The organism is Streptomyces sp. P9-2, from assembly GCF_051903975.1.
Classification (GTDB): domain Bacteria; phylum Actinomycetota; class Actinomycetes; order Streptomycetales; family Streptomycetaceae; genus Streptomyces; species Streptomyces cellulosae.
The window spans coordinates 2,814,481-2,839,054 of the sequence record NZ_CP192633.1; the positions used below are offsets into that span (position 1 = coordinate 2,814,481).

Here is a 24,574-nt window from a genome sequence, read left to right on the forward strand (position 1 = left end):
CGCCGGAAGGCTGGACAGCAGATCCAGTGGACCGGACCGGAGGGGAGCCGAGGCTCATGGGAGCAGTCAGGACAGGCACACGGGGGCGGCGGGCCGTGCCCTGGGCGGTGCTGGGGCTGTGGGTGGCGGCGCTGGTGCTGCTCGGGCCGCTCGCCGGGAAGTTCGGAGGCGCGCAGCAGAACCGGGCGGTCGACTACCTGCCCGCCGGCGCCGACTCGACACAGGTGGCGCGCGTCCAGGACGAGCTGCCCGGCGGCGAGTCCACCGACCTGGTGGTCGTGTACCACCGCGACGGCGGGCTGACCGCCGCCGACCGGGAGGCGGCCGCCGCGCAGATCGCCGGGGTGCAGCGGGCGTACGAGCTGTCGGAGGCGCCGCGGGGCGTTCCCTCGGCGGACGGCAGCACGCTGATGTACCCGGTGTCCAGCACGGAGCCGGGGCAGGACGAGGAGGCGCAGCTCGCGTTCGTCGACGGGGTGCGGGAGACCGTCGAGGGGACGGGCGGGCTGAGCGCCGAGGTCGGCGGGCCGGGGGCGGTCGGCGCCGACATGGACGCGGTGTTCGACACCATCGACGGCACGCTGCTGACCGCCACGCTCGGTGTGGTGACCGTGCTGCTGGTGCTGATCTACCGCAGCCCGTTCCTGTGGCTGGTGCCGCTCGCCGTGGCGGGAGCGGCGACCGTCCTGGCGATGGCCGCCGGGTACGGGGCGCACGAGCTGTTCGGCATCACGATCACCGGGCAGAGCGGCGGCATCATGACCGTCCTCGTCCTCGGCGCCGGGACCGACTACGCGCTGCTGCTGGTCTCCCGCTATCGCGAGGAACTGCGCCGCCACGAGCGGCCGTACGACGCCATGCGGGCCGCCCTGCGCGGCTGCGGGCCCGCCGTGCTCGCCTCGTCCGGCACGGTCGCCGCCGGACTGCTCTGCCTGCTGGCCGCCGATCTGAACAGCAGCAGCGGCATGGGTCCCGTCGGCATGGTCGGGGTGCTGGCCGCGCTGGTCGCGATGACGACGCTGCTGCCCGCCGTCCTGGTGCTGCTCGGGCGGCGCGTCTTCTGGCCGCTGATCCCCGCTTTCGGCAGCGAGCCGAAGGCACGGCGGTCGCTGTTCGCCGCCATGGGGACGTCCGCCACCCGCGGGCCCGCCGCCGTTCTGACCGGCGGCGCGGTGCTCCTCGGCGCGCTCGCCCTGGGCACGCTCAACCTGGGCGGGGACCTCCGCCAGGAGGACGCCTTCACCGAACGGCCCGAGTCCGTCACGGCGATGCGCACGCTGGCGGAGGAGTACCCGGAGCGCGGCGCCCAGCCGATTACCGTGATCGCGCCCGCCGGGGAGGCCGGCGAGGTCGTCGAGCGGGTTCGGGAGACGGAGGGCGTCGCCGAGGCGACTCCGGGACGGGCCGACGACACCTGGGCCGAGATCACCGTGTTCGCCACCGCGCCGCCCGAGTCGGCGGGGGAGACCCGCACCATCGAGGCCCTGCGCGACACGCTCGACGGCACCGGCGCCCATGTCGGCGGCCCCAGCGCGGAACAGCTCGACCTCGCCCGCAGCGAGGCACGGGACCGCGCGGTGATCGTGCCGCTGGTGCTGGCCGCCGTGTTCCTGATCCTGGTCGTGCTGCTGCGCAGTCTCGTGGCTCCGCTGCTGCTGCTCGGCGCGGTGGTCGCCGTCTGGGGCGCGGCCCTCGGCATCGGCGGGCTGGTCTTCGGGCCTCTGCTCGGCTTCGCCGGCACCGGCCCCGGCATCGGGCTGCTGTCCTTCGTGTTCCTGGTGGCCCTCGGCGTCGACTACGGCATCTTCCTGATGCACCGCATGCGGGAGGAGTCCCTGAACGGAGCCGAACCCGAGGCGGCCGCCCTCACCGCGCTGCGCACCACGGGCGGCGTCATCGCCTCCGCGGGCGTCGTGCTCGCCGCGACGTTCGCCGTGCTCACCACGCTGCCCCTGGTCGCGATGGTCGAGCTCGGCCTCGTCATCGCCGTCGGCGTCCTCCTCGACACCTTCCTGGTCCGCACCTACCTGGTCACCACGGCCAGTGTGCTGCTGGGCCGCCGCATGTGGTGGCCGGGCGCACTGTCCCGCACGCCCGAACCGGAACACCGGGAACGGCAGCCGGAGCCGGTGTGATCCGCCCGTACGACCGTGACAGGGCGCCCCTCCCTCCCGGAGGGGCGTCCTCCTCCCCGAGGATGGACCCCGTGCACCCGACGACAGCACAGGCAGCCGAGCCCGCCCGGGCCGCGAACTCCCGTGACCGAGGCTCCGGACCCCCGGACTCCGGGCGTACGGAGCCGAGATCCACGGACCCCAGGACGTCACGCCCGGCGGACTCCCGGACCAGGGACGGCATCATCACCGCGCTCAGCCGTGACCCCCTGACCCGCCCGCACGCATTCCGCAACGACGCCATCCTCGCCGTGTGCACCGCCGTCCTGGGTGTCGCGCTGGCGCTGCTGACCGACGACGGCCGTCGGCCCGACGCGCTCGGCTGGGCCCTGCTGTTCGGCGCCCATGTGCCGCTGGCGTGGCGGCGGAGGCGGCCGCTGGCGGTGCTGTCGGCGGTGCTGGCCCCGATCGTGCCGTACCACGCCCTGGACAACCACCACCTGGCGCCCGTGGGCGCGACCGTGGTGGTCCTCTACACGGTCGCCGCGACCGGCACCCCGCGCCGGACGCTGCTCGTCGGCACGGTCGTCATCGGCACCACCCTCACCGTGAACGCCCTCACCAACCCCGACGGGTTCACGGAACTCGTGCGCATCACCGGCTGGGTCGTCGCCGTCCTCTTCCTGGGCCTCGACGTCCGCTACTACCGGCAGTACGTCGCCGCGATCGTGGAACGCGCGGAACGGGCGGAGCGCACCCGTGAGGAGGAGGCGCGCCGCCGGGTCGCCGAGGAGCGGCTGCGCATGGCGCGTGATCTGCACGACCTGCTCGCCCACAGCATCACCCTCATCGGGGTGCAGACGTCCGTCGCCGCGCACGTCCTGGCCGCCGACCCCGACCGTCTGGACCGGGCGGCCGTGGCCAAGGCCCTCGACGACATCGCCGGCACCTGCCGCACAGCACGCGGCGAACTGCGCGCCACGCTCGAGGTGTTGCGGGACAACGGCGAACCCGAGGACGCGCGGGGTCCGCTCGCCGGGCTGGACGGCCTGCCCGACCTGGTGGAGGCCGCGCGGCTGGCGGGCGCCCGCGTGGAGCACCGTGTGCGGGTCGCGGAGCCGGTGCCGCCCGCGGTCGGGGCCGCCGCGTACCGGGTGGTGCAGGAGGCGCTGACCAACGCGGTCCGGCACGCGGGACCTGAGCCCGGCGTACGGGTCGACGTGAGCGAGCGGGACGGGGTGCTGCACATCGGCGTCACGGACGACGGCACCGGACCCGACCCCGGCGGCACCCCCGGGTTGGGGCTGGTCGGCATGCGGGAGCGGGTTCGCAGCGTGGGCGGCACGCTGGAGGCCGGTCCCCGCGCGGGCGGGGGCTTCCAGGTGACCGCCGCCCTGCCGCTGACCGGCGCGACCCGGGAGGGACGGGAGCGATGACCGTCCGTGTGCTGCTCGCCGACGACCAGACGCTGGTGCGGGAGGCGTTCGCGATGCTCGTGGAGTCGGCGCCCGACATGGAGGTCGTCGGGCAGGCCGCGACCGGCCGTCAGGCCGTCGAACTCGCCCGTGCGCGGCGGGCCGACCTCGTCGTCATGGACATCCGCATGCCGGACCTCGACGGCATCGAGGCGACCCGTCTGATCGCCGCCGACGACGACCTGGCCGGGGTGAAGGTGCTCGTCCTCACCACCTACGACACGGACGAGAACATCGTGGACGCGCTGCGCGCCGGGGCGTCCGGGTTCCTGGTGAAGGACACCCGGCCCGCCGAACTCCTCGACGCCATCCGGACGGTGGCCGCCGGCGACGCGCTGCTGTCGCCCGGACCCACGGCCCGGCTGATCGCGCGCTTCCTGCGCAGTCCCGCGGCCACGCCCGTCACCGCCGGCCCCGACTGTCTCTCCGACCGGGAGCGGGAGGTGCTGACGCTGGTCGCGCGCGGCCTCAGCAACACGGAGATCGCCGGGACGCTGGGGCTCAGCCCGCTCACCGCGAAGACGCATGTGAGCCGCACGATGGGCAAGCTCGGCGCCCGCGACCGGGCCCAACTGGTCGTCGTGGCCTACGAGTCGGGCCTGGTCGCGCCGGGCGCCGGCTGACCTCCTACAGGGTGTGCTGGAGCCAGCGCTGGATGGTGCTGTTGATCCCGGCGGACAGCGCGCTGAGATGCTCGATGGCCTCGCGGTCCTCGGGCCGCGGCGGGATGCCCGCGGCGGTCAGGGCGGCGTGCAGGTCGAGCCGGCGCCGGTCGCGCGGGTCGATGAGGGCGCCGACGCGGGTGGCCGGGTCCGGCGGGGCCAGCAGGTAGTCGGCGCCCGACTGCCCGGCGGCGTAAGGATTCGGTCCGTACTCGAAGGCGGTCGCGGTCATGTCGCTCTCCTCACCGAAGGAGTGTCGGTTCCGCAGGGGAGGAGAGCGGGGCGGCACCCTCCGGTTGCACGGCTGCGGAAACGTCACGCCATCGGCGTCATCGGCATATCGTCCACATGCAAAGAAAACACTGCAAAGAACCCGCTGCAAAGATCTGCTTGCAAAGAAATCCTTGCAACAGGTTCTTTGCAGGCCTATCCTGGGCGCATGGACGAGCCCGAGACGCCGCAGGAACCGAACGAGTCCGAGCAGCCCCGGCTGCACCATCTCGACGCGCGCTCCCTGCGCGGTCTGGCGCACCCCCTGCGGATGCGGCTGCTGACCGCCCTGCGGCGCGGCGGACCCGCCACCGCGTCCCAACTGGCCGAGAAGCTCGGCGAGTCCAGCGGCGCCACCAGCTACCACCTGCGGCAGCTCGCCGCCCACGGGTTCGTCGAGGACGCCCCGGAGCACGGCAAGGGGCGCGAGCGGTGGTGGAAGGCGGTCCACGCGGGCGTGCGCTTCGACGACACCCTCCTCCGGGACAGCGACCCGGAGGTCCGCGGGGCCGCCGACCTGTTCCTGCACGAAGTCGCGAACGCCCACACCCGGGAGATCGCCACCTGGCTCGGCACGGCCGGCGAGTGGCCCGAGGAGTGGCGCCGGGCCTCCGACATGAGCGACCTGACGCTGCGCCTCACGCCCGACCAGGCGGCGGAACTCGTCGAGAGGATGCACGCCCTCGTCGACAGCTACCGGGACCGCGCCCCCGACGATGGGACCCCGGACGCCGAGCAGGTCCGCGTGCACACCCATCTCTTCCCCACCCGTACGGAATGAGAGGCAGACCCATGCATCCGACGAGCTTCCTGGACCTGCACCGCGTCCGTGCCGCGGAGCTCCGCGCCGAGGCCGACGCGTACCGTCTCGCCGTCGCGGCGGCACCTCCGCGCGGGCTGCGCACCCGTCTCGGCTGGACGCTCGTGGGCGTCGGGCTGCGGCTTGTCGCCGCGCCCCGGACACCCGCGTCCGTCTCGTTCTGACGTCGTCCCGACGCGAATTCGGAAATGCGGGAAACGGGGTCGGCACTTCCCGTGTTTTCTTCGGCGAAAAACGCCCCGCCCGCACGTTCCTCCGCCTGCCTCCCGCATTCCCGTGCGGTCGAAACCGGTCCACCACCCCGCCCCGCACCTGCGGAAACTCCGTAAGCCCAGAGACCTGACGTCGTGCGTGTGACACGAAGCGTGACATTTGTCAGAGGCGGGAATCACGGTCTCGGCACAACAGCCGGCGTGGTGCGCCGGAGAAGCGGAGGACGTGGTGAAAGAAATGCGGGAGGCGTTCCGGGCGGCGGTGGTGCGGTGAAACCGCCCGTCGGTGCGTACGTCGTGGACACCCGCGCCGAGCGGCTCGGCATCGTCATGGGGCACGAGGGCCCCTACGTACAGCTGCGGCCGTACGGCGGAGGACGGGAGTGGGACGCCGACCCCCGGGCCGTGCGGCACGCGACACCCGAGGAACGGCTGCGCGCCGCCACCGCGTACGCCAACGCCAGGCGTCGCGGCGAGGTGCCGTGAACGTGCGGGACAATGGCTGCCATGAGTCTGTTCCGCGACGACGGCATCGTGCTGCGCACCCAGAAGCTGGGTGAGGCGGACCGGATCATCACCCTGCTCACCCGCGGTCACGGGCGGGTGCGCGCCGTGGCGAGGGGCGTGCGCCGGACCAAGTCGAAGTTCGGCGCGCGCCTGGAGCCCTTCTCGCACGTGGACGTGCAGTTCTTCGCCAAGGGCAGCGAGCTCGTCGGACGCGGTCTGCCGCTGTGCACGCAGAGCGAGACGATCGCGCCGTACGGCGGCGGCATCGTCACCGACTACGCGCGCTACACCGCCGGCACGGCCATGCTGGAGACCGCCGAGCGGTTCACCGACCACGAGGGCGAGCCGGCCGTCCAGCAGTACCTGCTGCTCGTCGGCGGACTGCGCACCCTCGCCCGGGGCGAGCACGCCCCGCACCTGGTGCTCGACGCGTTCCTGCTGCGCTCCCTCGCCGTCAACGGCTACGCGCCCAGCTTCACGGACTGCGCGAAATGCGGCATGCCCGGACCGAACCGGTTCTTCTCGGTCGCGTCGGGCGGAACCGTGTGCGCCGACTGCCGCGTCCCCGGGAGCGTCGTACCCTCGCCGCAGGCCCTCGAACTCCTGGGCGCACTGCTCACGGGAGACTGGGCCACCGCGGACGCGTGCGAGGCACGGTACGTCCGGGAGGGGAGCGGGCTCGTGTCCGCCTACCTCCACTGGCATCTGGAGCGCGGGCTGCGCTCGCTCCGGTACGTCGAGAAGCAGTAAGCCCCCCTCAGCACGAGGACCAGCACGAGGAGACGAGAGACACATGGCCGTACGCGGATTCCTGGGGCGGCAGCGCCGGGAGTACAGGACCCCGGAACCGCACCCCTCCGGCGCGCGGCCCCCGAAGCTTCCCGGGGAGCTGATCCCCAGCCATGTGGCGATCGTCATGGACGGCAACGGGCGCTGGGCGAAGGAGCGGGGCCTGCCCCGCACCGAGGGGCACAAGGTCGGCGCCGAGCGGGTGCTCGACGTGCTGCAGGGCGGCATCGAGATGGGCGTGGGCGCCATCTCGCTCTACGCCTTCTCCACCGAGAACTGGAAGCGGTCGCCCGACGAGGTGCGCTTCCTGATGAACTTCAACCGGGACTTCATCCGCAAGACCCGCGACCAGCTCGACGAGCTGGGCATCCGGGTCCGCTGGGTGGGCCGTATGCCCAAGCTGTGGAAGTCCGTCGCCAAGGAGCTCCAGGTCGCCCAGGAGCAGACCAAGGACAACGACCGGCTCACCCTGTACTTCTGCATGAACTACGGCGGCCGCGCGGAGATCGCCGACGCCGCGAAGGCGCTCGCCGAGGACGTGAAGGCGGGCCGCCTCGACCCGTCGAAGGTCGACGAGAAGACGCTGCGGAAGTACCTGTACTACCCGGACATGCCGGACGTGGACCTGTTCCTGCGCCCCAGCGGCGAGCAGCGCACCTCGAACTATCTGCTGTGGCAGAGCGCCTACGCCGAGATGGTCTTCCAGGACGTGCTGTGGCCGGACTTCGACCGGCGCGACCTGTGGCGGGCGTGCCTGGAGTTCGCCTCCCGCGACCGCCGCTTCGGCGGGGCCGTCCCCAACGAGGAGCTGCTGGCCATGGAGGGCCGCCAGTCCTGACCCGGCCTGCGCCGGGCATGGTGTCCGGCCGCGTGTCGCACGGCCGCTGCCGGGCGCGCGCGGCCGCCCTGGCCATGCCGGCCCCACGTCCGACGACGTGCCCCGTCCGAGGTGCGGCGCACCGCCGCCATGACCGTCCTGACGGTGATCGCGGGCGCCGTGGATGCGGTGAGCTTCCTGACCCTGGGCAAGGTGTTCTGCGCGCTGGTGACGAGCGACGTGCTGTTCCTGCGCGAACCGGCCGCTCTCGGCGGTGACCTGATGTGCCCCCGCCGCGAGGGCTCCAGCCGTGCTCCGGCGCCCGGTGCGCCTGTACCCACTGCGGCGCGCACACCCCGTGTGCCCCGTCCGTAGCCGGGTGGCCGGCCGTAACCGGCCGGAGGCGCGGGCACCTGGGCCGGGGCCCGGCCGCGACCCGGCGGTGGAGCCTCAGGAAGTCCCGGACGCCCCGTCCGCGCACCCCGCGCAGTCCGCGCACGTGCCGAAGATCTCCACCGTGTGGGCCACGTTCACGTAGCCGTGTTCGGCCGCGATGGCCTCCGCCCACTTCTCCACGGCAGGGCCCTCGACCTCGACGGCCTTGCCGCAGCTTCGGCACACCAGGTGGTGGTGATGGTCGCCGGTGGAGCAGCGGCGGTAGACGGACTCGCCGTCGGCGGTGCGCAGGACGTCGACCTCGCCGGCGTCGGCGAGGGACTGCAGCGTGCGGTAGACCGTGGTGAGCCCGACCGAGTCGCCCTTGTGCTTGAGCATGTCGTGCAGTTCCTGCGCGCTGCGGAACTCGTCGACCTCCTGAAGGCAAGCCGCCACCGCGGCACGCTGCCGGGTGGCGCGGCCCTTCACGGGCGGTCCTGCGGTCGTCACCGGAATGCCTCCTCACATCTGCTGCTGCCCGGGCCATTGTGCCAGTCCGGGTACCGGCCGGTCAGGCGCCGACCTTGCCGTCCGCCGCGCGACTGGCCGGAATCGAGCACTCCGCGGGGTCGGCCCCTGGCCGTGCGGCGGCCAGCGCCCGGGCGCGGCGCCGGGCCAGCGGGGCGGCCAGCGCGGTCAGCAGGATGAAGGCGCCGATGGTCAGCAGCACGATCGTCGCGCCGGGCGGCACGTCCTGGTAGTACGAGGTGACGGTGCCGCCGACGGCCACGCTGACGCCGATCGCGACGGCGACGGCGAACGTGGCGGCGAAGCTCCGGGTGAGCTGCTGGGCCGCCGCGACCGGCACCACCATCAGCGCGCTCACCAGCAGCAGTCCGACCACCCGCATCGCCACGGACACCGTGACCGCGGCCGTGACCGCCGTGAGCAGGTTCAGGAACCGCACCGGCAGACCCGTGACGCGCGCGAACTCCTCGTCCTGGCTGACCGCGAAAAGCTGCCGCCGCAGACCCACGGTGACCAGCACCACGAACGCGGCCAGCACGCAGATCGCGGTCACGTCGGACGACGACACCGTGGACAGCGAGCCGAACAGGAACGACGACAGGTTCGACGTGGAGCCGCCGGGCGCGAGGTTGATGAACATGACGCCGCCGGCCATGCCGCCGTAGAAGAGCATCGCGAGGGCGATGTCGCCGCGCGCCTTGGCGTGCCAGCGGACCAGTTCCATGAGGACGGCGCCGAGGACGGATACCACGGCCGCCATCCACACCGGGGACCAGGACAGCAGGAAGCCGAGGCCCACGCCGGTCATCGCCACGTGGCCGATGCCGTCGCCCATGAGCGCCTGGCGGCGCTGGACCAGGTAGACGCCGACCGCGGGGGCGGTGACGCCGACCAGGACGGCGGCGAGCAGCGCCCGCTGCATGAAGGCGTAGTCGAGGATCTCCATCAGCTCAGCAGTCCCGTGCGGATCGGTCCGGCGTCCGCCGGTGCGTGCGGGTGTACGTGGTCGTGGCCGGGCAGGGCGTGCTGGCCGACCGCCTTGGGCGGCGGGCCGTCGTGCAGCACGCAGCCGTCGCGGAGGACGACCGCCCGGTCGATCAGGGGCTCCAGCGGCCCGAGCTCGTGCAGGACGAGGAGGACCGTGGCGCCCTGGCCGACCTGCGTGCGCAGGGTCTCGGCGAGGACCTCCTGGCTGGCCAGGTCCACGCCCGCCATCGGCTCGTCCATGATCAGCAGGTCCGGTTCGGAGGCGAGCGCGCGGGCGATCAGGACCCGCTGGTGCTGGCCGCCGGACAGGGCGTCGACGGAGTCCTTGGCGCGGTCCGCCATGCCGACCAGCTCCAGGGACCGGCGTACGGCCTCCCGGTCGGCCTTGCGGAACAGGCCGAAGCGGGTGCGGGCGAGCCGTCCGGAGGAGACGACCTCGGTGACCGTGGCGGGCACCCCGCCGGCGGCCGTGGTGCGCTGCGGGACGTAGCCCACCCGCGCCCAGTCGCGGAACCGGCGCCGCTCGGCGCCGAACAGCTCGATCTCCCCGGCGGTGACCGGCACCTGGCCGATCACGGTGCGCACGGCCGTGGACTTGCCGGAGCCGTTGGCGCCGAGCAGGGCGACGACCTCGCCCCGGCGCACGGTCAGGTCGATGCCGCGCAGCACGGGGCGCGAGCCCAGCTCGGCGCGCACCCCCCGCAGGGTGATGACGGGCTCGGTGGTCATGCCGTCCTCCGGTGTCGCGTCGTCGGGGGTCACCGGGCGCCCAGCGCGGTGCGCAGGGCCGTGAGGTTGGCCTCCATGACCTGGAAGTAGTCCTCGCCGCGGGACTTTTCGGTGATGCCCTCGACCGGGTCGAGCACGTCGGTCTTCAGCCCGGTGTCGCCGGCGAGGGTCTTCGCGGTCTTGTCGCTGACGAGGGTCTCGTAGAAGACGGTGGTGACGCCGTCCTCCTTGGCGATCTTCTGGAGTTCCTTCACGCGCGCACCGCTGGGCTCGGTGTCGGGGTCGAGGCCGCTGATGGCCTCCTCGGTCAGCCCGTAGCGCTCGGCGAGGTGGCCGAAGGCGGCGTGGGTGGTGACGAAGACGTCGGTCTCGCGGTCAGCGAGGCCGGTACGGAACTTCGCGTCGAGCGCCTTGAGGTCCTTGACCAGGGCCGCGGTGTTGGCGCGGTAGTCGGCGGCGTGGTCCGGGTCGGCCTTCTGGAATGCCTTGCCGACGCCCTCGGCGACCTCGGCGTACTTCACCGGGTCGAGCCAGATGTGGGGGTCGCCGCCCTCGTGCTCGTGGGCGTGCTCGTCGCCGTGCTCGTCCTCGTGGGCGTGCTCGTCCTCGTGCTCCTCGTCGTGGCCGGCCTCGGTGCCGTGCTCCTCCAGCGAGGTCAGCCCGGCCGCGTCGATCTTCGTGGCGATGGGGGACTGGCCGATCGCCTCGTCGACGGAGGGCTGGAGACCCTTGAGGTAGAGGGCCGCGTCGGACTCCTCGAGCTGCGCTGTCTGCCGGGCGCTGATCTCCAGGTCGTGCGGTTCCTGGCCGGGCTGGGTGAGACTGGTGACGTGGACGTGCTCGCCGCCGATCCGCTCGGCGAGGAAGGCCATCGGATAGAACGACGCGACGACGTCGAACGTGCCGGTGTCGCCCGCGGCGGCGCTGTCGGACGAGCAGGCGGTGAGGGTGCCGAACCCGAGGGCGGCGACCGCGGCGAGCGCGACCGTGGATATGTGACGTCGTCGTACGTTCATGACAGTCATTTTCAACGAAGATGGAAACCGTTGTCAACAAAGCCCCTGGTGACCCAGGTCGCGGCCCCCGTCGGAGCTCCGGAGGTCCGCTTGGGGGGACCGATTTGGTCGAGGGGCCGTCCCCGCCGGTAACCTGAGGCATTCGCTGGAAGCATCTCCGCTTCGTCGCCCGTCGTCGTAATGAAGAGAGCACCGTGGCCGCCGACAAGATCGACACCATCGTCAGCCTGAGCAAGCGCCGTGGCTTCGTATTCCCCTGCAGTGAGATCTACGGCGGCCAGCGTGCCGCCTGGGACTACGGGCCGCTGGGTGTCGAGCTCAAGGAGAACTTGAAGCGCCAGTGGTGGCGCTACATGGTGACGTCGCGCGAGGACGTGGTCGGCATCGACTCGTCCGTCATCCTGGCCCCCGAGGTGTGGGTCGCCTCCGGTCACGTCGCGACCTTCACCGACCCGCTCACCGAGTGCACCTCCTGTCACAAGCGGTTCCGTGCGGACCACCTGGAGGAGGCGTACGAGGAGAAGAAGGGGCACGCCCCGGAGAACGGCCTCGCCGACCTCAACTGCCCCAACTGCGGCAACAAGGGCACCTTCACCGAGCCCAAGCAGTTCTCGGGTCTGCTCTCCACCCACCTCGGCCCGACGCAGGACTCCGGCTCCATCGCCTACCTGCGTCCCGAGACCGCCCAGGGCATCTTCACCAACTTCGCCCAGGTGCAGACCACTTCGCGCCGGAAGCCGCCGTTCGGCATCGCCCAGATGGGCAAGTCCTTCCGCAACGAGATCACGCCCGGCAACTTCATCTTCCGGACCCGCGAGTTCGAGCAGATGGAGATGGAGTTCTTCGTCAAGCCGGGCGAGGACGAGAAGTGGCAGGAGTACTGGATGGAGCAGCGCTGGAACTGGTACACCGGTCTCGGCCTGCGCGAGGAGAACATGCGGTGGTACGAGCACCCGAAGGAGAAGCTCTCCCACTACTCCAAGCGCACCGCTGACATCGAGTACCGCTTCCAGTTCGGCGGCAGCGAGTGGGGCGAGCTCGAGGGCGTCGCCAACCGCACCGACTACGACCTCACCGCGCACTCCAAGGCCTCCGGCCAGGACCTCTCCTACTTCGACCAGGAGGCCGGCGAGCGCTGGACGCCGTACGTCATCGAGCCGGCGGCCGGTGTCGGCCGGGCGATGCTCGCCTTCCTGCTCGACGCGTACGTCGAGGACGAGGCGCCCAACGCCAAGGGCAAGATGGAGAAGCGGACCGTGCTGCGGCTCGACCCGCGCCTGGCGCCGGTGAAGGTCGCGGTGCTGCCGCTGTCCCGCAACCCGGAGCTGTCTCCGAAGGCCAAGGGCCTCGCCCAGGCGCTGCGGCAGAACTGGAACATCGAGTTCGACGACGCCGGCGCCATCGGCCGCCGCTACCGCCGCCAGGACGAGATCGGAACGCCGTTCTGCGTGACCGTCGACTTCGACACCCTGGACGACAACGCGGTGACGGTGCGCGAGCGCGACACCATGAAGCAGGAGCGGGTCTCCCTCGACCAGATCGAGGGCTACCTGGCGGCGCGCCTGGTGGGCTGCTGACGTCTCCCGTCCGACCGGCATGAACGCCGGGTCCCGGTACTTCCGGGGCCCGGCGTTCGGCGTTTCCGGGGCGGCGTCCCGCGTGGATGACGAATGACAGATATTGAAATCTGTCATTCGTCATGTCATGGTGGACGCATGACGATGCACACACGACCTCTCGGAAAGACCGGTCCCCAGGTGTCCGCCCTGGGGCTCGGCTGCATGGGCATGTCCGCGCTGTACGGCTCGGCGGACCGGACCGAGGCGATCGCCACGATCCACGCCGCCCTGGACGCCGGCGTCACGCTCCTCGACACCGGCGACTTCTACGGCATGGGCCACAACGAGCTGCTGATCGGCGAGGCGCTGCGCACCGCCCCCGCCGGGCTGCGCGAACAGGCCCTCACCAGCGTCAAGTTCGGCTCCCTGCGCGACCCGGACGGCGGCTGGGGTCCGATCGACGGCCGCCCGGCCGCCGTACGGAACTTCGCCGCGTACTCCCTCCAGCGGCTGGGCGTCGACCACATCGACGTCTACCGGATCTCCCGCGCCGACCCCGCCGTGCCGATCGAGGAGACCGTCGGCGCCATCGCGGAGCTCGTCGAGAAGGGCCACGTACGGCACATCGGCCTCAGCGAGGTCGGCGCCGACACGATCCGGCGGGCCGCCGCCGTCGCGCCGATCTCCGACCTCCAGATCGAGTACTCGCTGATCTCCCGCGCCGTCGAGGACCAGATCCTGCCCACCACCCGTGAACTGGGCATCTCCGTGACGGCGTACGGGGTGCTCGCGCGCGGTCTGATCTCCGGGCACTTCACCGCCGACCGGCAGCTGTCGCCGCACGACTTCCGCGCCCACTCGCCCCGCTTCCAGGGCGACAACCTCCGGCACAACCTCGGCCTCGTCGACGCGCTGCGCGAGATCGCCGCCCGCAAGGGCGTCACGGTCGCGCAGATCGCCGTCGCCTGGGTGCTCTCGCGCGGCGAGGACGTCGTGCCGCTGGTCGGCGCCCGTACGCGGGAGCGGCTGACGGAGTCGCTGGGCGCGCTGGACGTCACGCTCGACGCGGCCGACCTCGCGGCGATCGAGCGGGCGGTGCCGCCCGGGGCCGCGGCCGGGGCCCGCTACCCGGAGCCGATGATGGCCCACCTCGGCACCCGGGAGTGATCCCGGCGCCGGGTACGGTCTAGACATGGCAGCGACCGAGACCCTGACCGCCGAGCGCATCCTGGAGGCGACCGAGGAGGTGCTGCGCCGGCACGGCCCGGCGAAGGCCACCGTGGTGGACGTGGCCCGCGCCCTCGGCGTCAGCCACGGCAGCGTCTACCGGCACTTCCGCACCAAGGCGGCGCTGCGTGAGGCCGTCACCAAGCGGTGGCTGGACCGGACGTCCGAGGCGCTGGACGGGATAGCCGGCGACGCCTCCCTCGACCCCGGGACGCGGCTGCGGGACTGGCTGGCCGCGCTGTTCACCGCGAAGCGGCGGAAGGCGGGCGACGATCCTGAGCTGTTCGCCACGTACAGCGTGCTGGCGGGGGAGCAGGTGGGGGCGGTCGCGGAGCACATCGACGAGCTGACGGGGCAGTTGACGCGGATCGTGTCCGACGGGGTGGCGGCCGGGGTCTTCCGCGGCGACGACCCCGCGGTCAGCGCGCGGGCGGTGTTCCAGGCGACGGGGCGGTTCCATGATCCCGCGTATGCGGGGGAGTGGGACGAGCCTGGCGCGGACGCGGATTTCGAGGCGGTCGTGGAGCTCCTGCTGCGGGGGCTGCGGGCCTGAACCCGGGTTCGTCCGTCAGGCCGCGGTGGGGTCCACCGTCGCCTGATGGGCCTGCTCCAGGTGCTCCTGCGCCTTCAGCCAGGGCAGGAACTGGGCGGACCGGCGCCAGCCGCAGGTCTCACATCTGATCGTCCGCTGCACTCCGGTGCGGTGGACGTGCACGGTGTGCTCACGTCCGTGCAGGTCCCAGCGGCTTACCTTGCTCGAGTCGATCTGGGGCATGGTGCCTCCGGCGGTGGGCGGGTGGGTGTCGCCGTAGGGAGTGTGCAGCAAAAGCAACATCAACAGGTGGGGGTACGCAGAACCCGCGCACGGGGTGTCGCCTACGGCGCCGCTCCAACGGGCGTGGGGGCAACACCCTCAGGGGCGCGGGAACCGCGCGCTCAGCCACCGACGACCCGCACCCGGCGCTGCAGAGGTGCCGCTGCGCGCACCCGTGCCGCCCTGGGGGTACCTCCCGGGCCCATAAGGCACTGAGGGAGGGACGACTGCCCGCGGCGGCGGGGCCCTTTCAGGGGCGGTGCCGGGAACGCCCTTCAGGGGCGCGGGGAACCGCGCGACCAGCCACGGACGACCCGCACCCGGCGCTGCAGAGGTGCCCCTATGCCCCCACCTCCGTGCGGCGAGGACGCTGGTCCTCACCCTGAAGGCGCCTCGCAGCCCCCTCCGCCGTGGCCCGCGCCCACCGGCCCGTCGTGACGACGCCCAGCGTCAGCACCACCGCCCCGCACGCAGCCAGAATCCACCACCCCGGCCGCGACGCGGTCACGAACCTTTCGGCGTACGACGACGACCCCACCCCCGCCGCCAGCACCGCGCCCAGTACCGCCACCCCCAGCGTCTGCCCCAGCTGGCGGCTGGTGGAGGCGACCGCCGAGGCGACCCCGGCCTGGTCCTGGGGCATGCCCGAGACCGCCGTGTTGGTGATCGGCGCGTTGACGAAGCCGATGCCGAGGCCGAAGAGGACGTAGCCCGCGAACAGGCTCGCGTTCGACGTCTCCGCCTCGAAAAGTGCGAACAGCAGCCCGCTCACCGTCATCGCACCGCCCGCGATCACCAGCGGCAGCCGCGGCCCCCGGCTCCCGACCAGCCGCCCGGACAGCGGCGCGCACAGGAACGTAGGCACCGCCATCGGCAGCATCCACAGCCCCGCCTCCATCGCGCTCAGCCCCCGCACGTTCTGCAGGTACAGCGTCGACAGGAACAGGAACCCGCCCAGCGCCGCGAAGGCGCTCACCGCGATCACCGTCGCCCCGCTGAACGGCGCCGACCGGAAGAAGCGCAGGTCGATCAGCGGTTCCGCGAGGCGCGGTTCGTAGTGGAGGAGCGCCAGGAAGGCGGTCAGGGCCAGTGCCGCGAACGGGGCCGTCGAGCCCCAACTGCCATGCGGGGCCTCGATGATCGCGTACGTCAGCGAGCCGAACAGCGCGATGACCAGGACCTGCCCCACCGGGTCCGGGCGGCGCGCCCGCGGCGCGCGCGACTCCGGCACGAACCGCCACGTCAGCAGCAGCGCTGCGGCCCCCACCGGCAGGTTGATCCAGAAGATCGAGCGCCAGCCGACCGAGTCCACCAGCAGTCCGCCGACCAGCGGCCCCGCCGCCATCGACAGGCCGACCACCGCGCCCCACACCCCGATCGCGCGGGCCCGCTCGCGGGGGTCGGTGAAGGTGTTGGTGATGATCGACATGGCGACCGGATTGAGCATGGAGCCGCCCACCGCCTGCACCATGCGGAAGACGACGAGCCAGTTCAGGTCGGGCGCGAGCGAGCACAGCAGCGAGCCCAGGGTGAAGATCACCAGGCCGGACATGAAGACCCGCCGGCGGCCGATCCGGTCGGCGGTCGAGCCGGCCAGCATCAGCAGCGAGGCCAGCACGAGGGTGTAGGCGTCGATGGTCCACTGCAGTCCCGAGGTGCTCGCGTCCAGCTCCCGCTGGAGGGACGGCAGGGCGACGTTCAGGACCGTGTTGTCCAGGCTCACGATCAGCAGACTCATGCAGCAGATCGCGAGCACCAGCATGCGGCGGCCATGGCTGAGCTCGGGCATGAGCGACATCGTACGCCGATGTCGATAGTGCGTCTAACTAATGACCGCTACACGGTCACTGTGCCGGCGCCCCGCCGGATGCTGGACAATGGGGGAATGCCCACTGCTTCGCCGACCGTGAACACGACCCTGTCCATCGGCCCGCACGCCGTGCAACCGCCCGTCGTGCTCGCCCCCATGGCCGGGATCACCAACGCGCCCTTCCGCACCCTGTGCCGGGAGTTCAGCGGCGGCAAGGGCCTGTTCGTCAGCGAGATGATCACCACCCGGGCGCTGGTCGAGCGCAACGAGAAGACCATGCAGCTCATCCGGTTCGACGCCTCCGAGCAGCCGCGCTCCATCCAGCTCTACGGCGTCGACCCGGCGACCGTCGGCAAGGCCGTCCGCATGATCGCGGAGGAGGACCTCGCCGACCACATCGACCTCAACTTCGGCTGCCCGGTGCCCAAGGTGACCCGCAAGGGCGGCGGCTCCGCGCTCCCCTTCAAGCGGAACCTGCTGCGCGCCATCCTCCGTGAGGCCGTCGCCGGCGCCGGAGACCTGCCGGTCACGATGAAGATGCGCAAGGGCATCGACGACGACCACATCACCTACCTCGACGCCGGCCGCATCGCCGTCGAGGAGGGCGTCACCGCGATCGCGCTGCACGGCCGCACCGCCGCCCAGCACTACGGAGGCACCGCCGACTGGGAGGCGATCGCCCGCCTCAAGGAACATGTCCCCGAGATCCCGGTGCTCGGCAACGGCGACATCTGGTCCGCCGGCGACGCCCTGCGCATGGTCCGCGAGACCGGCTGCGACGGCGTGGTCGTGGGCCGCGGCTGCCTCGGCCGGCCGTGGCTCTTCGCCGACCTGGTCGCCGCCTTCGAGGGCCGCCCCGACGACTACGTCCGGCCCACCTTGCGCGAGGTGGCCGACGCGATGGTGCGGCACGCCACGCTGCTCGGTGAGTGGATCGGCGACGAGTCGCGCGGTGTCATCGACTTCCGCAAGCACGTCGCCTGGTACCTGAAGGGCTTCGCGGTCGGCTCCGAGATGCGCCGGCGGCTCGCCGTCACCTCCACGCTCGAGGAACTGCGGACCGGGCTGGACGAGCTGGACCTGGACCAGCCCTGGCCGTCCGGCGCCGACGGCCCCCGCGGCCGTACGTCCGGCAACAACCGTGTGGTGCTGCCGGACGGCTGGCTGAAGGATCCCTACGACTGCGCGGGCGTCGGCGAGGACGCCGAGCTGGACACCTCCGGCGGCTGATCAGCGCTCGGTGGGCCGGGGCACGGACCCGTAGGCGGTCAGGAAGCGGTCGCGGAAGGTGTCCATCTTCCACACGGGCGCGTCGTCGGCGGGCCTCAGGCCGGGCGTCCACCGCCAGTTGTCGATCTTCTTCAGCACGTCAGGGTCCTTGGCGACGACCGTCACCGGCACGTCCCGGTTCTTGGTGTGCCCGGTGACCCGGGCGATCGGCTGGTGGTCGCCGAGGAACACCAGCACGGTGTCGTCGGTGCCGTAGCGCTCCAGCCACTCGGTGAGGGCCGTCACCGAGTACGAGACGGACTTGCCGTACTCCTCACGGGAGGCCTTGGAGTCGGCCATCACCTCGGACGCGTCCCGGCCCTCCTCCTCGATCGCGTCGAAGACCGAGCCGTCGCCCAGGTCCTCCCAGTCGATCATCTCCGGGACCGGCGCCCACGGCTGGTGGCTGGAGGTCAGGATGACCTCCGACATCAGCGGCCGGTTCCGCCTCTTCCCGTGCTCCAGACGCTCGAACGCCTCCAGGGCGTACTGGTCCGGCATCGTGGACCAGCTGAACTTCGGCCCCTTGTAGCCCAGTTCGGTGGCGTCGTACACCGTGTCCAGGCCGTACCACTCCGCCTCCGGCCAGGTCTTCTGCACGCCCGGCATGATGCCGACGGTGTCCCACGCGCCGGACTTCCGGAAGGCTGCGGTCAGGGTGAGCCGGTCGCTGCTCGTGGCGGTGCGGTACCGCTGCTGGTTGTCGATCCACAGCCCCGACAGGGTCGTGGAGTGCCCGAGCCAGCTGCTCCCGCCGTACGTCGACGAGGTCAGCCAGCCGCTGCGCGCCTGGTAGCCGGCGGCGGTGAGCGCGGCACCCCGGGTGTCGAGGGTGCGGGTGACGCCGGGCGCGATCAGCGGGTCCTCCATCGCCACCCGGCCGTAGCTCTCGATGAACGCGATGACGACGTCCTTGCCGCGCAGGTCCGGCAGGAGCAGGTGCGGCGGGGTGGCGCCGAAGGTGTCGGTCCTGGCCTCCTTGGCGAAGGCCGCCTCGTCGCGCAGGGTGTCCACCACCCGTTGGGTCTGCCCGCGCAGGGTGTCCGCCGCGCGGTCGGAGGCGACCGGCAGTCCCGAGATCTGCAGGCCGAGCGAGGAGCAGGTGATCCACACGACGGCGGCGACCATGGCGCCCTGGCCGGCGCGGGCGCGGTGCCGGGCGATCAGGTTGCCGAGCCGGACCGTGGCCAGCGCCATGAGGACCACCACGAGCAGGGCGAGCAGCACCGCGCCGACGGCGGCGGCGTTGGCGGCGAAGCCGCCCATGGAGTCCCGCACGTAGGACAGGGCGTCGTCCAGCAGGCCCCAGTCGAGGACCAGGTTGAAGCCGCGGCCCAGGTACTCGCTGAAGCCGATGTCCAGCAGGTTGAGCACGGTGAGCACGCCGAGGCCCGTCCCGTAGAGCGCGGCGAAGAGGACGCGGGGGCGGCGGGGCAGGGCGATCACCAGGACCGCGCCCACGATCGCCTCGGCGGGGATGCGGGTGAAGCGGTCGGGGCGCAGGCCCGGCGCGGTGTTCGGCATCAGCAGGGCGCTGAGCACCAGCACGGCGGCGAGGACATGGCCCGTGAGCCGCAGGGCGCGGTCGGCGGAGGGGTGTGCGTCGCGTGCGTGGCGCAGGCGCGCGAGGACACGTGTGTCCCGTGGGCGCATGGGAACACGGAGGGCGCGCAGGCGCGTGATGACGCGAGTGAAGACGGGCAACCCGGAGGTTCCTTCCGTACCGAAACCGGTGAGGCGGGAGGCGGATCCGGCGTGGGGGTCCGGATCCGCCTCCAGTCCGTACGGGCGGCCGGGCCGGAGCGTTCAGCCCTGGGTCCGCATGGTGGAACCGGGCGTCGTGTGGCAGCGTGATTCTCGCCACCCCTGATAGGGGTTGCGCTCAGATGAGCGGATTGTGGGAGGCTGCACTTCTCAAAGGTTGGCACTCAGTGCCACTCGATGATCGTTCATCGGGCGAAATCAAACGTGGCTCAAGACGCTCACATGAGCGGCTCGACCGGTTCTGGGAGGCGGCTTGCGTTCAAGAAGTGAAAACATCGAGCCTTCATGGCTTGCCAAGCTTTGACTTTCGATCCGCTGGCGTCCAGCCGGTGACAGGCGTACGACGCGCAAGCAGACGTACCCAGACGCCTTCGATCTGGGTACATTCCTCGCCGTCAGGGCAGCCACCGCGTCCTCGAGGAGTCGAGACCCGTGTCGGAAAACAAAGATCCCCACGTAGCTCAGTCGGGCACGAGCGTTGAGAGCGTGAAGTTCGTCTACGACTTCACCGAGGGCAACAAGGACCTCAAGGACCTGCTCGGCGGCAAGGGGGCCAACCTCGCCGAGATGACCAACCTCGGTCTCCCCGTGCCACCCGGCTTCACCATCACCACGGAGGCCTGCAAGGTCTACCTGGACAGCGGCGAGGAACCCGCGGCACTGCGTGACGAGGTGAGTGCGCACCTCGAGGCGCTCGAGCAGCGGATGGGCAAGAAGCTCGGCCAGGCCGACGACCCGCTTCTCGTCTCGGTCCGCTCCGGCGCCAAGTTCTCCATGCCGGGCATGATGGACACCGTCCTCAACATCGGTCTGTCCGACAAGTCCGTGCAGGGCCTGGCCAAGCAGGCCGGCGACGACCGGTTCGCGTGGGACTCCTACCGGCGCCTCATCCAGATGTTCGGCAAGACCGTCCTCGGCGTGGACGGCGAGCTGTTCGAGGACGCGCTGGAGGCGGCCAAGGCGGCCAAGAAGGTCACGGTGGACACCGAGCTGGAGGCCGCCGACCTCAAGAAGCTCGTCACCAAGTTCAAGAAGATCGTCAAGACCGAGTGCGGCCGGGACTTCCCCCAGGACCCGCGCGAGCAGATGGACCTCGCCATCAAGGCGGTCTTCGACTCCTGGAACGGCGAGCGCGCCAAGCTCTACCGCCGTCAGGAGCGCATCCCGCACGACCTGGGCACGGCCGTCAACGTCTGTTCCATGGTCTTCGGCAACCTCGGCCCCGACTCCGGCACCGGCGTCGCCTTCACCCGCGACCCCGCCTCGGGGCACCAGGGCGTCTACGGCGACTACCTGCAGAACGCGCAGGGCGAGGACGTCGTCGCGGGCATCCGCAACACGGTCCCGCTCGCGGAGCTGGAGCAGATCGACAAGAAGTCGTACGACCAGCTCATGCAGATCATGGAGACCCTGGAGAACCACTACAAGGATCTCTGCGACATCGAGTTCACCATCGAGCGCGGCCGGCTGTGGATGCTCCAGACCCGCGTCGGCAAGCGCACCGCGGGCGCGGCCTTCCGCATCGCCACGCAGCTGGTGGACCAGGGCCTGATCGACGAGGCCGAGGCGCTCACCCGCGTCAACGGCGCCCAGCTCGCCCAGCTGATGTTCCCGCGCTTCGACGAGAGCGCCAAGGTCGAACAGGTCGGACGCGGTATCGCCGCCTCCCCGGGCGCCGCGGTCGGCAAGGCCGTCTTCGACTCCTACACCGCCGTGAAGTGGTCCCGCTCGGGCGAGAAGGTCATCCTGATCCGCCGCGAGACCAACCCCGACGACCTGGACGGCATGATCGCCGCCGAGGGCATCCTCACCTCCCGCGGCGGCAAGACCTCCCACGCGGCCGTCGTCGCCCGTGGCATGGGCAAGACCTGTGTCTGCGGCGCCGAGGAGCTGGAGGTCGACACCAAGCGCCGCCGGATGACCGTGCCCGGCGGGCACGTCGTCGAGGAGGGCGACGTCATCTCCATCGACGGCTCCAGCGGCAAGGTGTACCTGGGCGAGGTCCCGGTCGTGCCGTCGCCGGTCGTGGAGTACTTCGAGGGCCGGATGCACCCGGGCGCCGACGACGCCGACGAGCTGGTCGAGGCCGTGCACCGGATGATGGCCTTCGCCGACCGCAAGCGCCGGCTGCGGGTGCGCGCCAACGCCGACAACGCCGAGGACGCGCTGCGCGCCCGCCGGTTCGGCGCCCAGGGCATCGGCCTGTGCCGCACCGAGCACATGTTCCTCGGCGACCGGCGCGAGCTGGTGGAGCGGCTGATCCTGGCCGACACGGAGGAGGAGCGCGAGGAGTCGCTGAAGGCGCTGCTGCCGCTGCAGAAGAAGGACTTCGTCGAGCTGTTCGAGGCGATGGACGGCCTGCCCGTCACCATCCGCCTGCTCGACCCGCCGCTGCACGAGTTCCTGCCCGACATCACCGAGCTGTCGGTCCGCGTCGCCCTCGCCGAGTCCCGGCAGGAGCCGCACGAGAACGAGCTGCGGCTGCTCCAGGCCGTGCACCGGCTGCACGAGCAGAACCCGATGCTGGGCCTGCGCGGCGTCCGCCTCGGCCTCGTCATCCCGGGCCTGTTCACCATGCAGGTGCGGGCCATCGCGGAGGCCGCGGCCGAGCGGAAGAACGCCAAGGGCGACCCGCGCGCGGAGATCATGATCCCGCTGGTCGGCACGGTCCAGGAGCTGGAGATCGTCCGCGACGAGGCCGACAAGGTCGTCGCGGAGGTCGAGGAGGCCACCGGCACCCGGCTCAAGCTGGCCATCGGCACGATGATCGAGCTGCCGCGCGCCGCGCTGACCGCCGGTCAGATCGCGGAGGCCGCCGAGTTCTTCTCCTTCGGCACCAACGACCTCACCCAGACGGTGTGGGGCTTCTCCCGGGACGACGTGGAGGCCAGCTTCTTCACCGCCTACCTGGAGAAGGGCATCTTCGGGGTGTCGCCGTTCGAGACGATCGACAAGGACGGCGTGGGCTCCCTGGTGAAGTCCGCGGCGAAGGCCGGCCGGGAGACCCGCCCGGACCTGAAGCTCGGCGTCTGCGGCGAGCACGGAGGCGACCCGGAGTCGGTCCACTTCTTCCACGAGGTCGGACTGGACTACGTCTCCTGCTCCCCGTTCCGCATCCCGGTGGCCCGTCTGGAGGCCGGCCGCGCGGCCGTCACCTCGGCCGGGAGCGACCACCGATAGCCCCTCGGGGCGCGCAGGACCCCGGGGCCGTCGTCTGTCACCCGACCACCCTCACCGATCGGCGACGGCTCCGGATCACGAAGGAGGGGCGGCATCCGTGCGGGGGTGCCGCCCCTTCCGTCGTCCGCGCGCGACGCGCCCTGTGGGGCGGGTCAGGTGTCGCGGCGCAGGCGGGAGGCGAGGAGCACGGCGCCTCCGGCGAGGACCACGGCGGCCACGCCTATGGTCACGTAGGTGGTGAGGCCGTCGTCCGGCCCCGAGTCGTCGCCCGTGGCGGCCTGGGTGGTGCCGGCCACGGGAGTCGCGTTCCCGTCGTCGATCGCGGTGTCGTCGCGCGGGATGAAACCGGCGGGCGGTTCGTCGCAGGCGACGCCGTCGCCGTCCGGGTCCAGCGCGGGACCGTAGTGGTCGTCCCCGCTGGAGATCCTCGCCCAGCCGTTGTCGTACGCCTCCGCGCAGGTCTTGAACGGGTGGTCCCCGTCGTGGGCCGACGCGGTGGCGGGGAGAACGGCCAGGGTGAGGGCGGCGAGGGCCGTGAGGGTGTGTCGTGTCAGGTGCATGGCAAATGCCCCCTGTCCGAGTGCGGGTGCCGTTGACCGGGCTGTGGCGTGACGAAGTTACTGCCGGTGCGGCTGTGCTGCGGAGGGTCACGAGCGACCTGTGATGTGAACGTGATGTGATGAAACGGTGGCTCAACGCCACGAACGGAGGGGGTTCTTCCTGTCGCTTGCCAGGTCAGAAGGGGTGCGCGAACTGGGCGTGGTCCGGAGGGGGCGGATCGTCGCGGCGGCGGGAGTGAAAAAGAGGGGGGCCGGAAGTCCGGCCCCCCTCTCGGGAGTTGGTCAGCGGTTCTCGCGGCGCTTGCGGGCGGCGATCATCAGGCCGCCGCCGAGCAGCACGACGGCCCCGCCGGCCGCCGCGATGTACGGCGTGGTGTCGCTGCCGCCGGTCTCGGCGAGGTCGGTGCCGCCGTCGCCCTCCTCCTTCGCACCGCCGTCACCGGCACCCGCGCCCGCGTCGTCGTCGCTCTCGTCGCGCGGCACGAAGTCCGACGGCGGCTGGTTGCAGCCGATGCCGTCCTTGTCCCGGTCGAGGTGCTCGCCGTAGTGCTCGTCGCCCTCGGGGATGTTGCTGTACCCGTTGTCGTACGCCTCGGTGCAGTTCTCGAACGGGTGGCTGCCGTTGTGCGCCACGGCCGTGGCCGGTACGGCGGCGAGGGCGACGGCGGCGAACAGTGCGGCGGCTGAGGTACGGAACGGGATCATGGTGAGGAGCCCCCCAGGTCGGTCGAAAGTGTGTGCTTGGAACGAGGCTGACGAAGCTACTGGGGCGTGCGAGATGTGTCGGGGATATGAACGTCCTGTGATACGAACGTGACGTGACCGGAGGGTAGCTCTCCGCTACACGGCATCCGCCTCGACCTGACCGGCGTCACACACCTGGACCACGCCTGCCGCAACCAGGTCGAGGAGTTCACCGCCCGGCAGCGCGGTCCGGGCCTGCGGGTGGAACTGCTGATGCCGAACACGGCGAAGGACCGCCGGTCGGAAACGGCGGCGGGCGTCACGCCCCGGGGGGGCAGGGCGCATCCGCCAAGGCCGGCGGCCGGCTGGAGAACCTGGCCGCACGCACGCGCACCGCCGACGGCCA

24 protein-coding genes are annotated in these 24,574 nt (G+C 71.7%); 14 read left to right on the plus strand and 10 right to left on the minus strand.

The features are described 5' to 3' along the window. The first annotated feature begins 56 nt into the window (after positions 1-56). The 3 genes from ACQY0Z_RS12940 to ACQY0Z_RS12950 all read left to right on the plus strand — a co-directional run bounded on the left by ACQY0Z_RS12940 (position 57) and on the right by ACQY0Z_RS12950 (position 4,212). Entirely contained in the window at positions 57-2,135 is a 2,079-nt protein-coding gene (locus ACQY0Z_RS12940) for an MMPL family transporter (RefSeq protein ID WP_439812290.1), read from the plus strand. A 62-nt stretch (positions 2,136-2,197) separates the two neighbouring features. Then, complete coding sequence (locus tag ACQY0Z_RS12945; protein WP_439812291.1) at positions 2,198-3,550, plus strand: sensor histidine kinase; 1,353 nt, start codon at positions 2,198-2,200, stop codon at positions 3,548-3,550. Continuing rightward, positions 3,547-4,212 (plus strand): response regulator, encoded by a 666-nt coding sequence (locus tag ACQY0Z_RS12950; RefSeq protein WP_439812292.1) that lies wholly within the window; start codon positions 3,547-3,549, stop codon positions 4,210-4,212. The genes ACQY0Z_RS12945 and ACQY0Z_RS12950 overlap by 4 nt, the downstream gene beginning before the upstream one ends. A 4-nt stretch (positions 4,213-4,216) precedes the next feature. Here ACQY0Z_RS12950 and ACQY0Z_RS12955 read toward each other — a convergent pair whose 3' ends face one another. After that, complete coding sequence (locus tag ACQY0Z_RS12955) at positions 4,217-4,483, minus strand: hypothetical protein (RefSeq protein WP_189901779.1); 267 nt, start codon at positions 4,481-4,483, stop codon at positions 4,217-4,219. A gap of 207 nt (positions 4,484-4,690) precedes the next feature. Here ACQY0Z_RS12955 and ACQY0Z_RS12960 point away from each other — a divergent pair, with 207 nt between their 5' ends. From ACQY0Z_RS12960 to ACQY0Z_RS12985, 6 genes are all read left to right on the plus strand, one after another. Further along, positions 4,691-5,302 carry an ArsR/SmtB family transcription factor gene (locus ACQY0Z_RS12960; protein ID WP_347226062.1) on the plus strand — a complete coding sequence of 204 codons (612 nt, stop codon included), beginning with the start codon at positions 4,691-4,693 and terminating at the stop codon, positions 5,300-5,302. An 11-nt stretch (positions 5,303-5,313) separates the two neighbouring features. Then, positions 5,314-5,505, plus strand: coding sequence for a hypothetical protein (locus ACQY0Z_RS12965; RefSeq protein ID WP_254586218.1), 192 nt, complete (start codon positions 5,314-5,316; stop codon positions 5,503-5,505). Positions 5,506-5,823: 318 nt separating this feature from the next. Beyond that, on the plus strand, positions 5,824-6,039 hold the full coding sequence (locus ACQY0Z_RS12970; RefSeq protein ID WP_189901774.1) for a hypothetical protein: 216 nt from the start codon (positions 5,824-5,826) through the stop codon (positions 6,037-6,039). Between the two features lie 21 nt (positions 6,040-6,060). After that, positions 6,061-6,810, plus strand: a complete 750-nt coding sequence (gene recO / locus ACQY0Z_RS12975; RefSeq protein WP_019523177.1) for a DNA repair protein RecO — start codon at positions 6,061-6,063, stop codon at positions 6,808-6,810. A 43-nt stretch (positions 6,811-6,853) separates the two neighbouring features. Beyond that, positions 6,854-7,687: an isoprenyl transferase gene (locus ACQY0Z_RS12980; RefSeq protein ID WP_189901773.1), complete on the plus strand. Its 834-nt coding sequence runs from the start codon at positions 6,854-6,856 to the stop codon at positions 7,685-7,687. 129 nt (positions 7,688-7,816) lie between these two features. Next, on the plus strand, positions 7,817-8,041 hold the full coding sequence (locus ACQY0Z_RS12985; RefSeq protein WP_439812293.1) for a DUF1275 family protein: 225 nt from the start codon (positions 7,817-7,819) through the stop codon (positions 8,039-8,041). Between the two features lie 75 nt (positions 8,042-8,116). Here the strand turns inward: ACQY0Z_RS12985 and ACQY0Z_RS12990 are convergent, their stop codons facing one another. From ACQY0Z_RS12990 to ACQY0Z_RS13005, 4 genes are all read right to left on the minus strand, one after another. Beyond that, a complete protein-coding gene (locus ACQY0Z_RS12990; protein WP_189901769.1) occupies positions 8,117-8,551 on the minus strand; it encodes a Fur family transcriptional regulator in 435 nt (144 codons plus the stop codon). Between the two features lie 61 nt (positions 8,552-8,612). Beyond that, a complete protein-coding gene (locus ACQY0Z_RS12995) occupies positions 8,613-9,515 on the minus strand; it encodes a metal ABC transporter permease (RefSeq protein WP_189901767.1) in 903 nt (300 codons plus the stop codon). After that, a complete protein-coding gene (locus tag ACQY0Z_RS13000) occupies positions 9,515-10,285 on the minus strand; it encodes a metal ABC transporter ATP-binding protein (RefSeq protein WP_381729968.1) in 771 nt (256 codons plus the stop codon). The genes ACQY0Z_RS12995 and ACQY0Z_RS13000 overlap by 1 nt, the downstream gene beginning before the upstream one ends. 29 nt (positions 10,286-10,314) lie before the next feature. Beyond that, positions 10,315-11,301 (minus strand): metal ABC transporter substrate-binding protein, encoded by a 987-nt coding sequence (locus ACQY0Z_RS13005; protein ID WP_189901763.1) that lies wholly within the window; start codon positions 11,299-11,301, stop codon positions 10,315-10,317. A 194-nt stretch (positions 11,302-11,495) separates the two neighbouring features. On the opposite strand from ACQY0Z_RS13005, the gene ACQY0Z_RS13010 reads away from it, so the two are divergent. The 3 genes from ACQY0Z_RS13010 (at position 11,496) to ACQY0Z_RS13020 (ending at position 14,640) form a co-directional block, all read left to right on the plus strand. Continuing rightward, entirely contained in the window at positions 11,496-12,878 is a 1,383-nt protein-coding gene (locus ACQY0Z_RS13010; RefSeq protein WP_189901761.1) for a glycine--tRNA ligase, read from the plus strand. 138 nt (positions 12,879-13,016) lie between these two features. Further along, on the plus strand, positions 13,017-14,027 hold the full coding sequence (locus ACQY0Z_RS13015; protein WP_189901759.1) for an aldo/keto reductase: 1,011 nt from the start codon (positions 13,017-13,019) through the stop codon (positions 14,025-14,027). A 25-nt stretch (positions 14,028-14,052) separates the two neighbouring features. Beyond that, the gene (locus ACQY0Z_RS13020; RefSeq protein ID WP_189901757.1) at positions 14,053-14,640 is read left to right on the plus strand and encodes a TetR family transcriptional regulator; all 588 of its coding nucleotides are present in this window, start codon (positions 14,053-14,055) and stop codon (positions 14,638-14,640) included. A 15-nt stretch (positions 14,641-14,655) separates the two neighbouring features. Here ACQY0Z_RS13020 and ACQY0Z_RS13025 read toward each other — a convergent pair whose 3' ends face one another. Both ACQY0Z_RS13025 and ACQY0Z_RS13030 read right to left on the minus strand, forming a co-directional pair. Next, positions 14,656-14,862, minus strand: a complete 207-nt coding sequence (locus ACQY0Z_RS13025; RefSeq protein ID WP_189901755.1) for a hypothetical protein — start codon at positions 14,860-14,862, stop codon at positions 14,656-14,658. Between the two features lie 379 nt (positions 14,863-15,241). Continuing rightward, positions 15,242-16,690 carry an MFS transporter gene (locus ACQY0Z_RS13030; RefSeq protein WP_347226060.1) on the minus strand — a complete coding sequence of 483 codons (1,449 nt, stop codon included), beginning with the start codon at positions 16,688-16,690 and terminating at the stop codon, positions 15,242-15,244. Between the two features lie 96 nt (positions 16,691-16,786). Between ACQY0Z_RS13030 and dusB the strand changes: the two genes are divergently transcribed. Then, complete coding sequence (dusB, locus tag ACQY0Z_RS13035; protein WP_189901751.1) at positions 16,787-17,941, plus strand: tRNA dihydrouridine synthase DusB; 1,155 nt, start codon at positions 16,787-16,789, stop codon at positions 17,939-17,941. Here dusB and ACQY0Z_RS13040 read toward each other — a convergent pair whose 3' ends face one another. Then, positions 17,942-19,633, minus strand: coding sequence for a CDP-alcohol phosphatidyltransferase (locus ACQY0Z_RS13040; RefSeq protein ID WP_254586213.1), 1,692 nt, complete (start codon positions 19,631-19,633; stop codon positions 17,942-17,944). A 543-nt stretch (positions 19,634-20,176) separates the two neighbouring features. On the opposite strand from ACQY0Z_RS13040, the gene ppdK reads away from it, so the two are divergent. Then, a complete protein-coding gene (gene ppdK / locus ACQY0Z_RS13045; RefSeq protein ID WP_189901748.1) occupies positions 20,177-22,924 on the plus strand; it encodes a pyruvate, phosphate dikinase in 2,748 nt (915 codons plus the stop codon). 152 nt (positions 22,925-23,076) lie between these two features. Here the strand turns inward: ppdK and ACQY0Z_RS13050 are convergent, their stop codons facing one another. Continuing rightward, a complete protein-coding gene (locus tag ACQY0Z_RS13050; protein WP_189901746.1) occupies positions 23,077-23,484 on the minus strand; it encodes an excalibur calcium-binding domain-containing protein in 408 nt (135 codons plus the stop codon). A gap of 282 nt (positions 23,485-23,766) precedes the next feature. Then, entirely contained in the window at positions 23,767-24,189 is a 423-nt protein-coding gene (locus tag ACQY0Z_RS13055) for an LAETG motif-containing sortase-dependent surface protein (RefSeq protein WP_439812294.1), read from the minus strand. Positions 24,190-24,574: the final 385 nt, after the last annotated feature.

Bases quoted from the DNA above. Each gene is read 5' to 3' on its own strand.
- ACQY0Z_RS12940 (WP_439812290.1), top strand. From the start codon at position 57: ATGGGAGCAGTCAGGACAGGCACACGGGGGCGGCGGGCCGTGCCCTGG.
- ACQY0Z_RS12945 (WP_439812291.1), top strand. From the start codon at position 2,198: ATGGACCCCGTGCACCCGACGACAGCACAGGCAGCCGAGCCCGCCCGG.
- ACQY0Z_RS12950 (WP_439812292.1), top strand. From the start codon at position 3,547: ATGACCGTCCGTGTGCTGCTCGCCGACGACCAGACGCTGGTGCGGGAG.
- ACQY0Z_RS12955 (WP_189901779.1), bottom strand. From the start codon at position 4,483: ATGACCGCGACCGCCTTCGAGTACGGACCGAATCCTTACGCCGCCGGG.
- ACQY0Z_RS12960 (WP_347226062.1), top strand. From the start codon at position 4,691: ATGGACGAGCCCGAGACGCCGCAGGAACCGAACGAGTCCGAGCAGCCC.
- ACQY0Z_RS12965 (WP_254586218.1), top strand. From the start codon at position 5,314: ATGCATCCGACGAGCTTCCTGGACCTGCACCGCGTCCGTGCCGCGGAG.
- recO (WP_019523177.1), top strand. From the start codon at position 6,061: ATGAGTCTGTTCCGCGACGACGGCATCGTGCTGCGCACCCAGAAGCTG.
- ACQY0Z_RS12980 (WP_189901773.1), top strand. From the start codon at position 6,854: ATGGCCGTACGCGGATTCCTGGGGCGGCAGCGCCGGGAGTACAGGACC.
- ACQY0Z_RS12985 (WP_439812293.1), top strand. From the start codon at position 7,817: ATGACCGTCCTGACGGTGATCGCGGGCGCCGTGGATGCGGTGAGCTTC.
- ACQY0Z_RS12995 (WP_189901767.1), bottom strand. From the start codon at position 9,515: ATGGAGATCCTCGACTACGCCTTCATGCAGCGGGCGCTGCTCGCCGCC.
- ACQY0Z_RS13000 (WP_381729968.1), bottom strand. From the start codon at position 10,285: ATGACCACCGAGCCCGTCATCACCCTGCGGGGGGTGCGCGCCGAGCTG.
- ACQY0Z_RS13005 (WP_189901763.1), bottom strand. From the start codon at position 11,301: ATGAACGTACGACGACGTCACATATCCACGGTCGCGCTCGCCGCGGTC.
- ACQY0Z_RS13015 (WP_189901759.1), top strand. From the start codon at position 13,017: ATGACGATGCACACACGACCTCTCGGAAAGACCGGTCCCCAGGTGTCC.
- ACQY0Z_RS13020 (WP_189901757.1), top strand. From the start codon at position 14,053: ATGGCAGCGACCGAGACCCTGACCGCCGAGCGCATCCTGGAGGCGACC.
- ACQY0Z_RS13025 (WP_189901755.1), bottom strand. From the start codon at position 14,862: ATGCCCCAGATCGACTCGAGCAAGGTAAGCCGCTGGGACCTGCACGGA.
- ACQY0Z_RS13030 (WP_347226060.1), bottom strand. From the start codon at position 16,690: ATGCCCGAGCTCAGCCATGGCCGCCGCATGCTGGTGCTCGCGATCTGC.
- dusB (WP_189901751.1), top strand. From the start codon at position 16,787: ATGCCCACTGCTTCGCCGACCGTGAACACGACCCTGTCCATCGGCCCG.
- ACQY0Z_RS13040 (WP_254586213.1), bottom strand. From the start codon at position 19,633: ATGCGCCCACGGGACACACGTGTCCTCGCGCGCCTGCGCCACGCACGC.
- ACQY0Z_RS13050 (WP_189901746.1), bottom strand. From the start codon at position 23,484: ATGCACCTGACACGACACACCCTCACGGCCCTCGCCGCCCTCACCCTG.
- ACQY0Z_RS13055 (WP_439812294.1), bottom strand. From the start codon at position 24,189: ATGATCCCGTTCCGTACCTCAGCCGCCGCACTGTTCGCCGCCGTCGCC.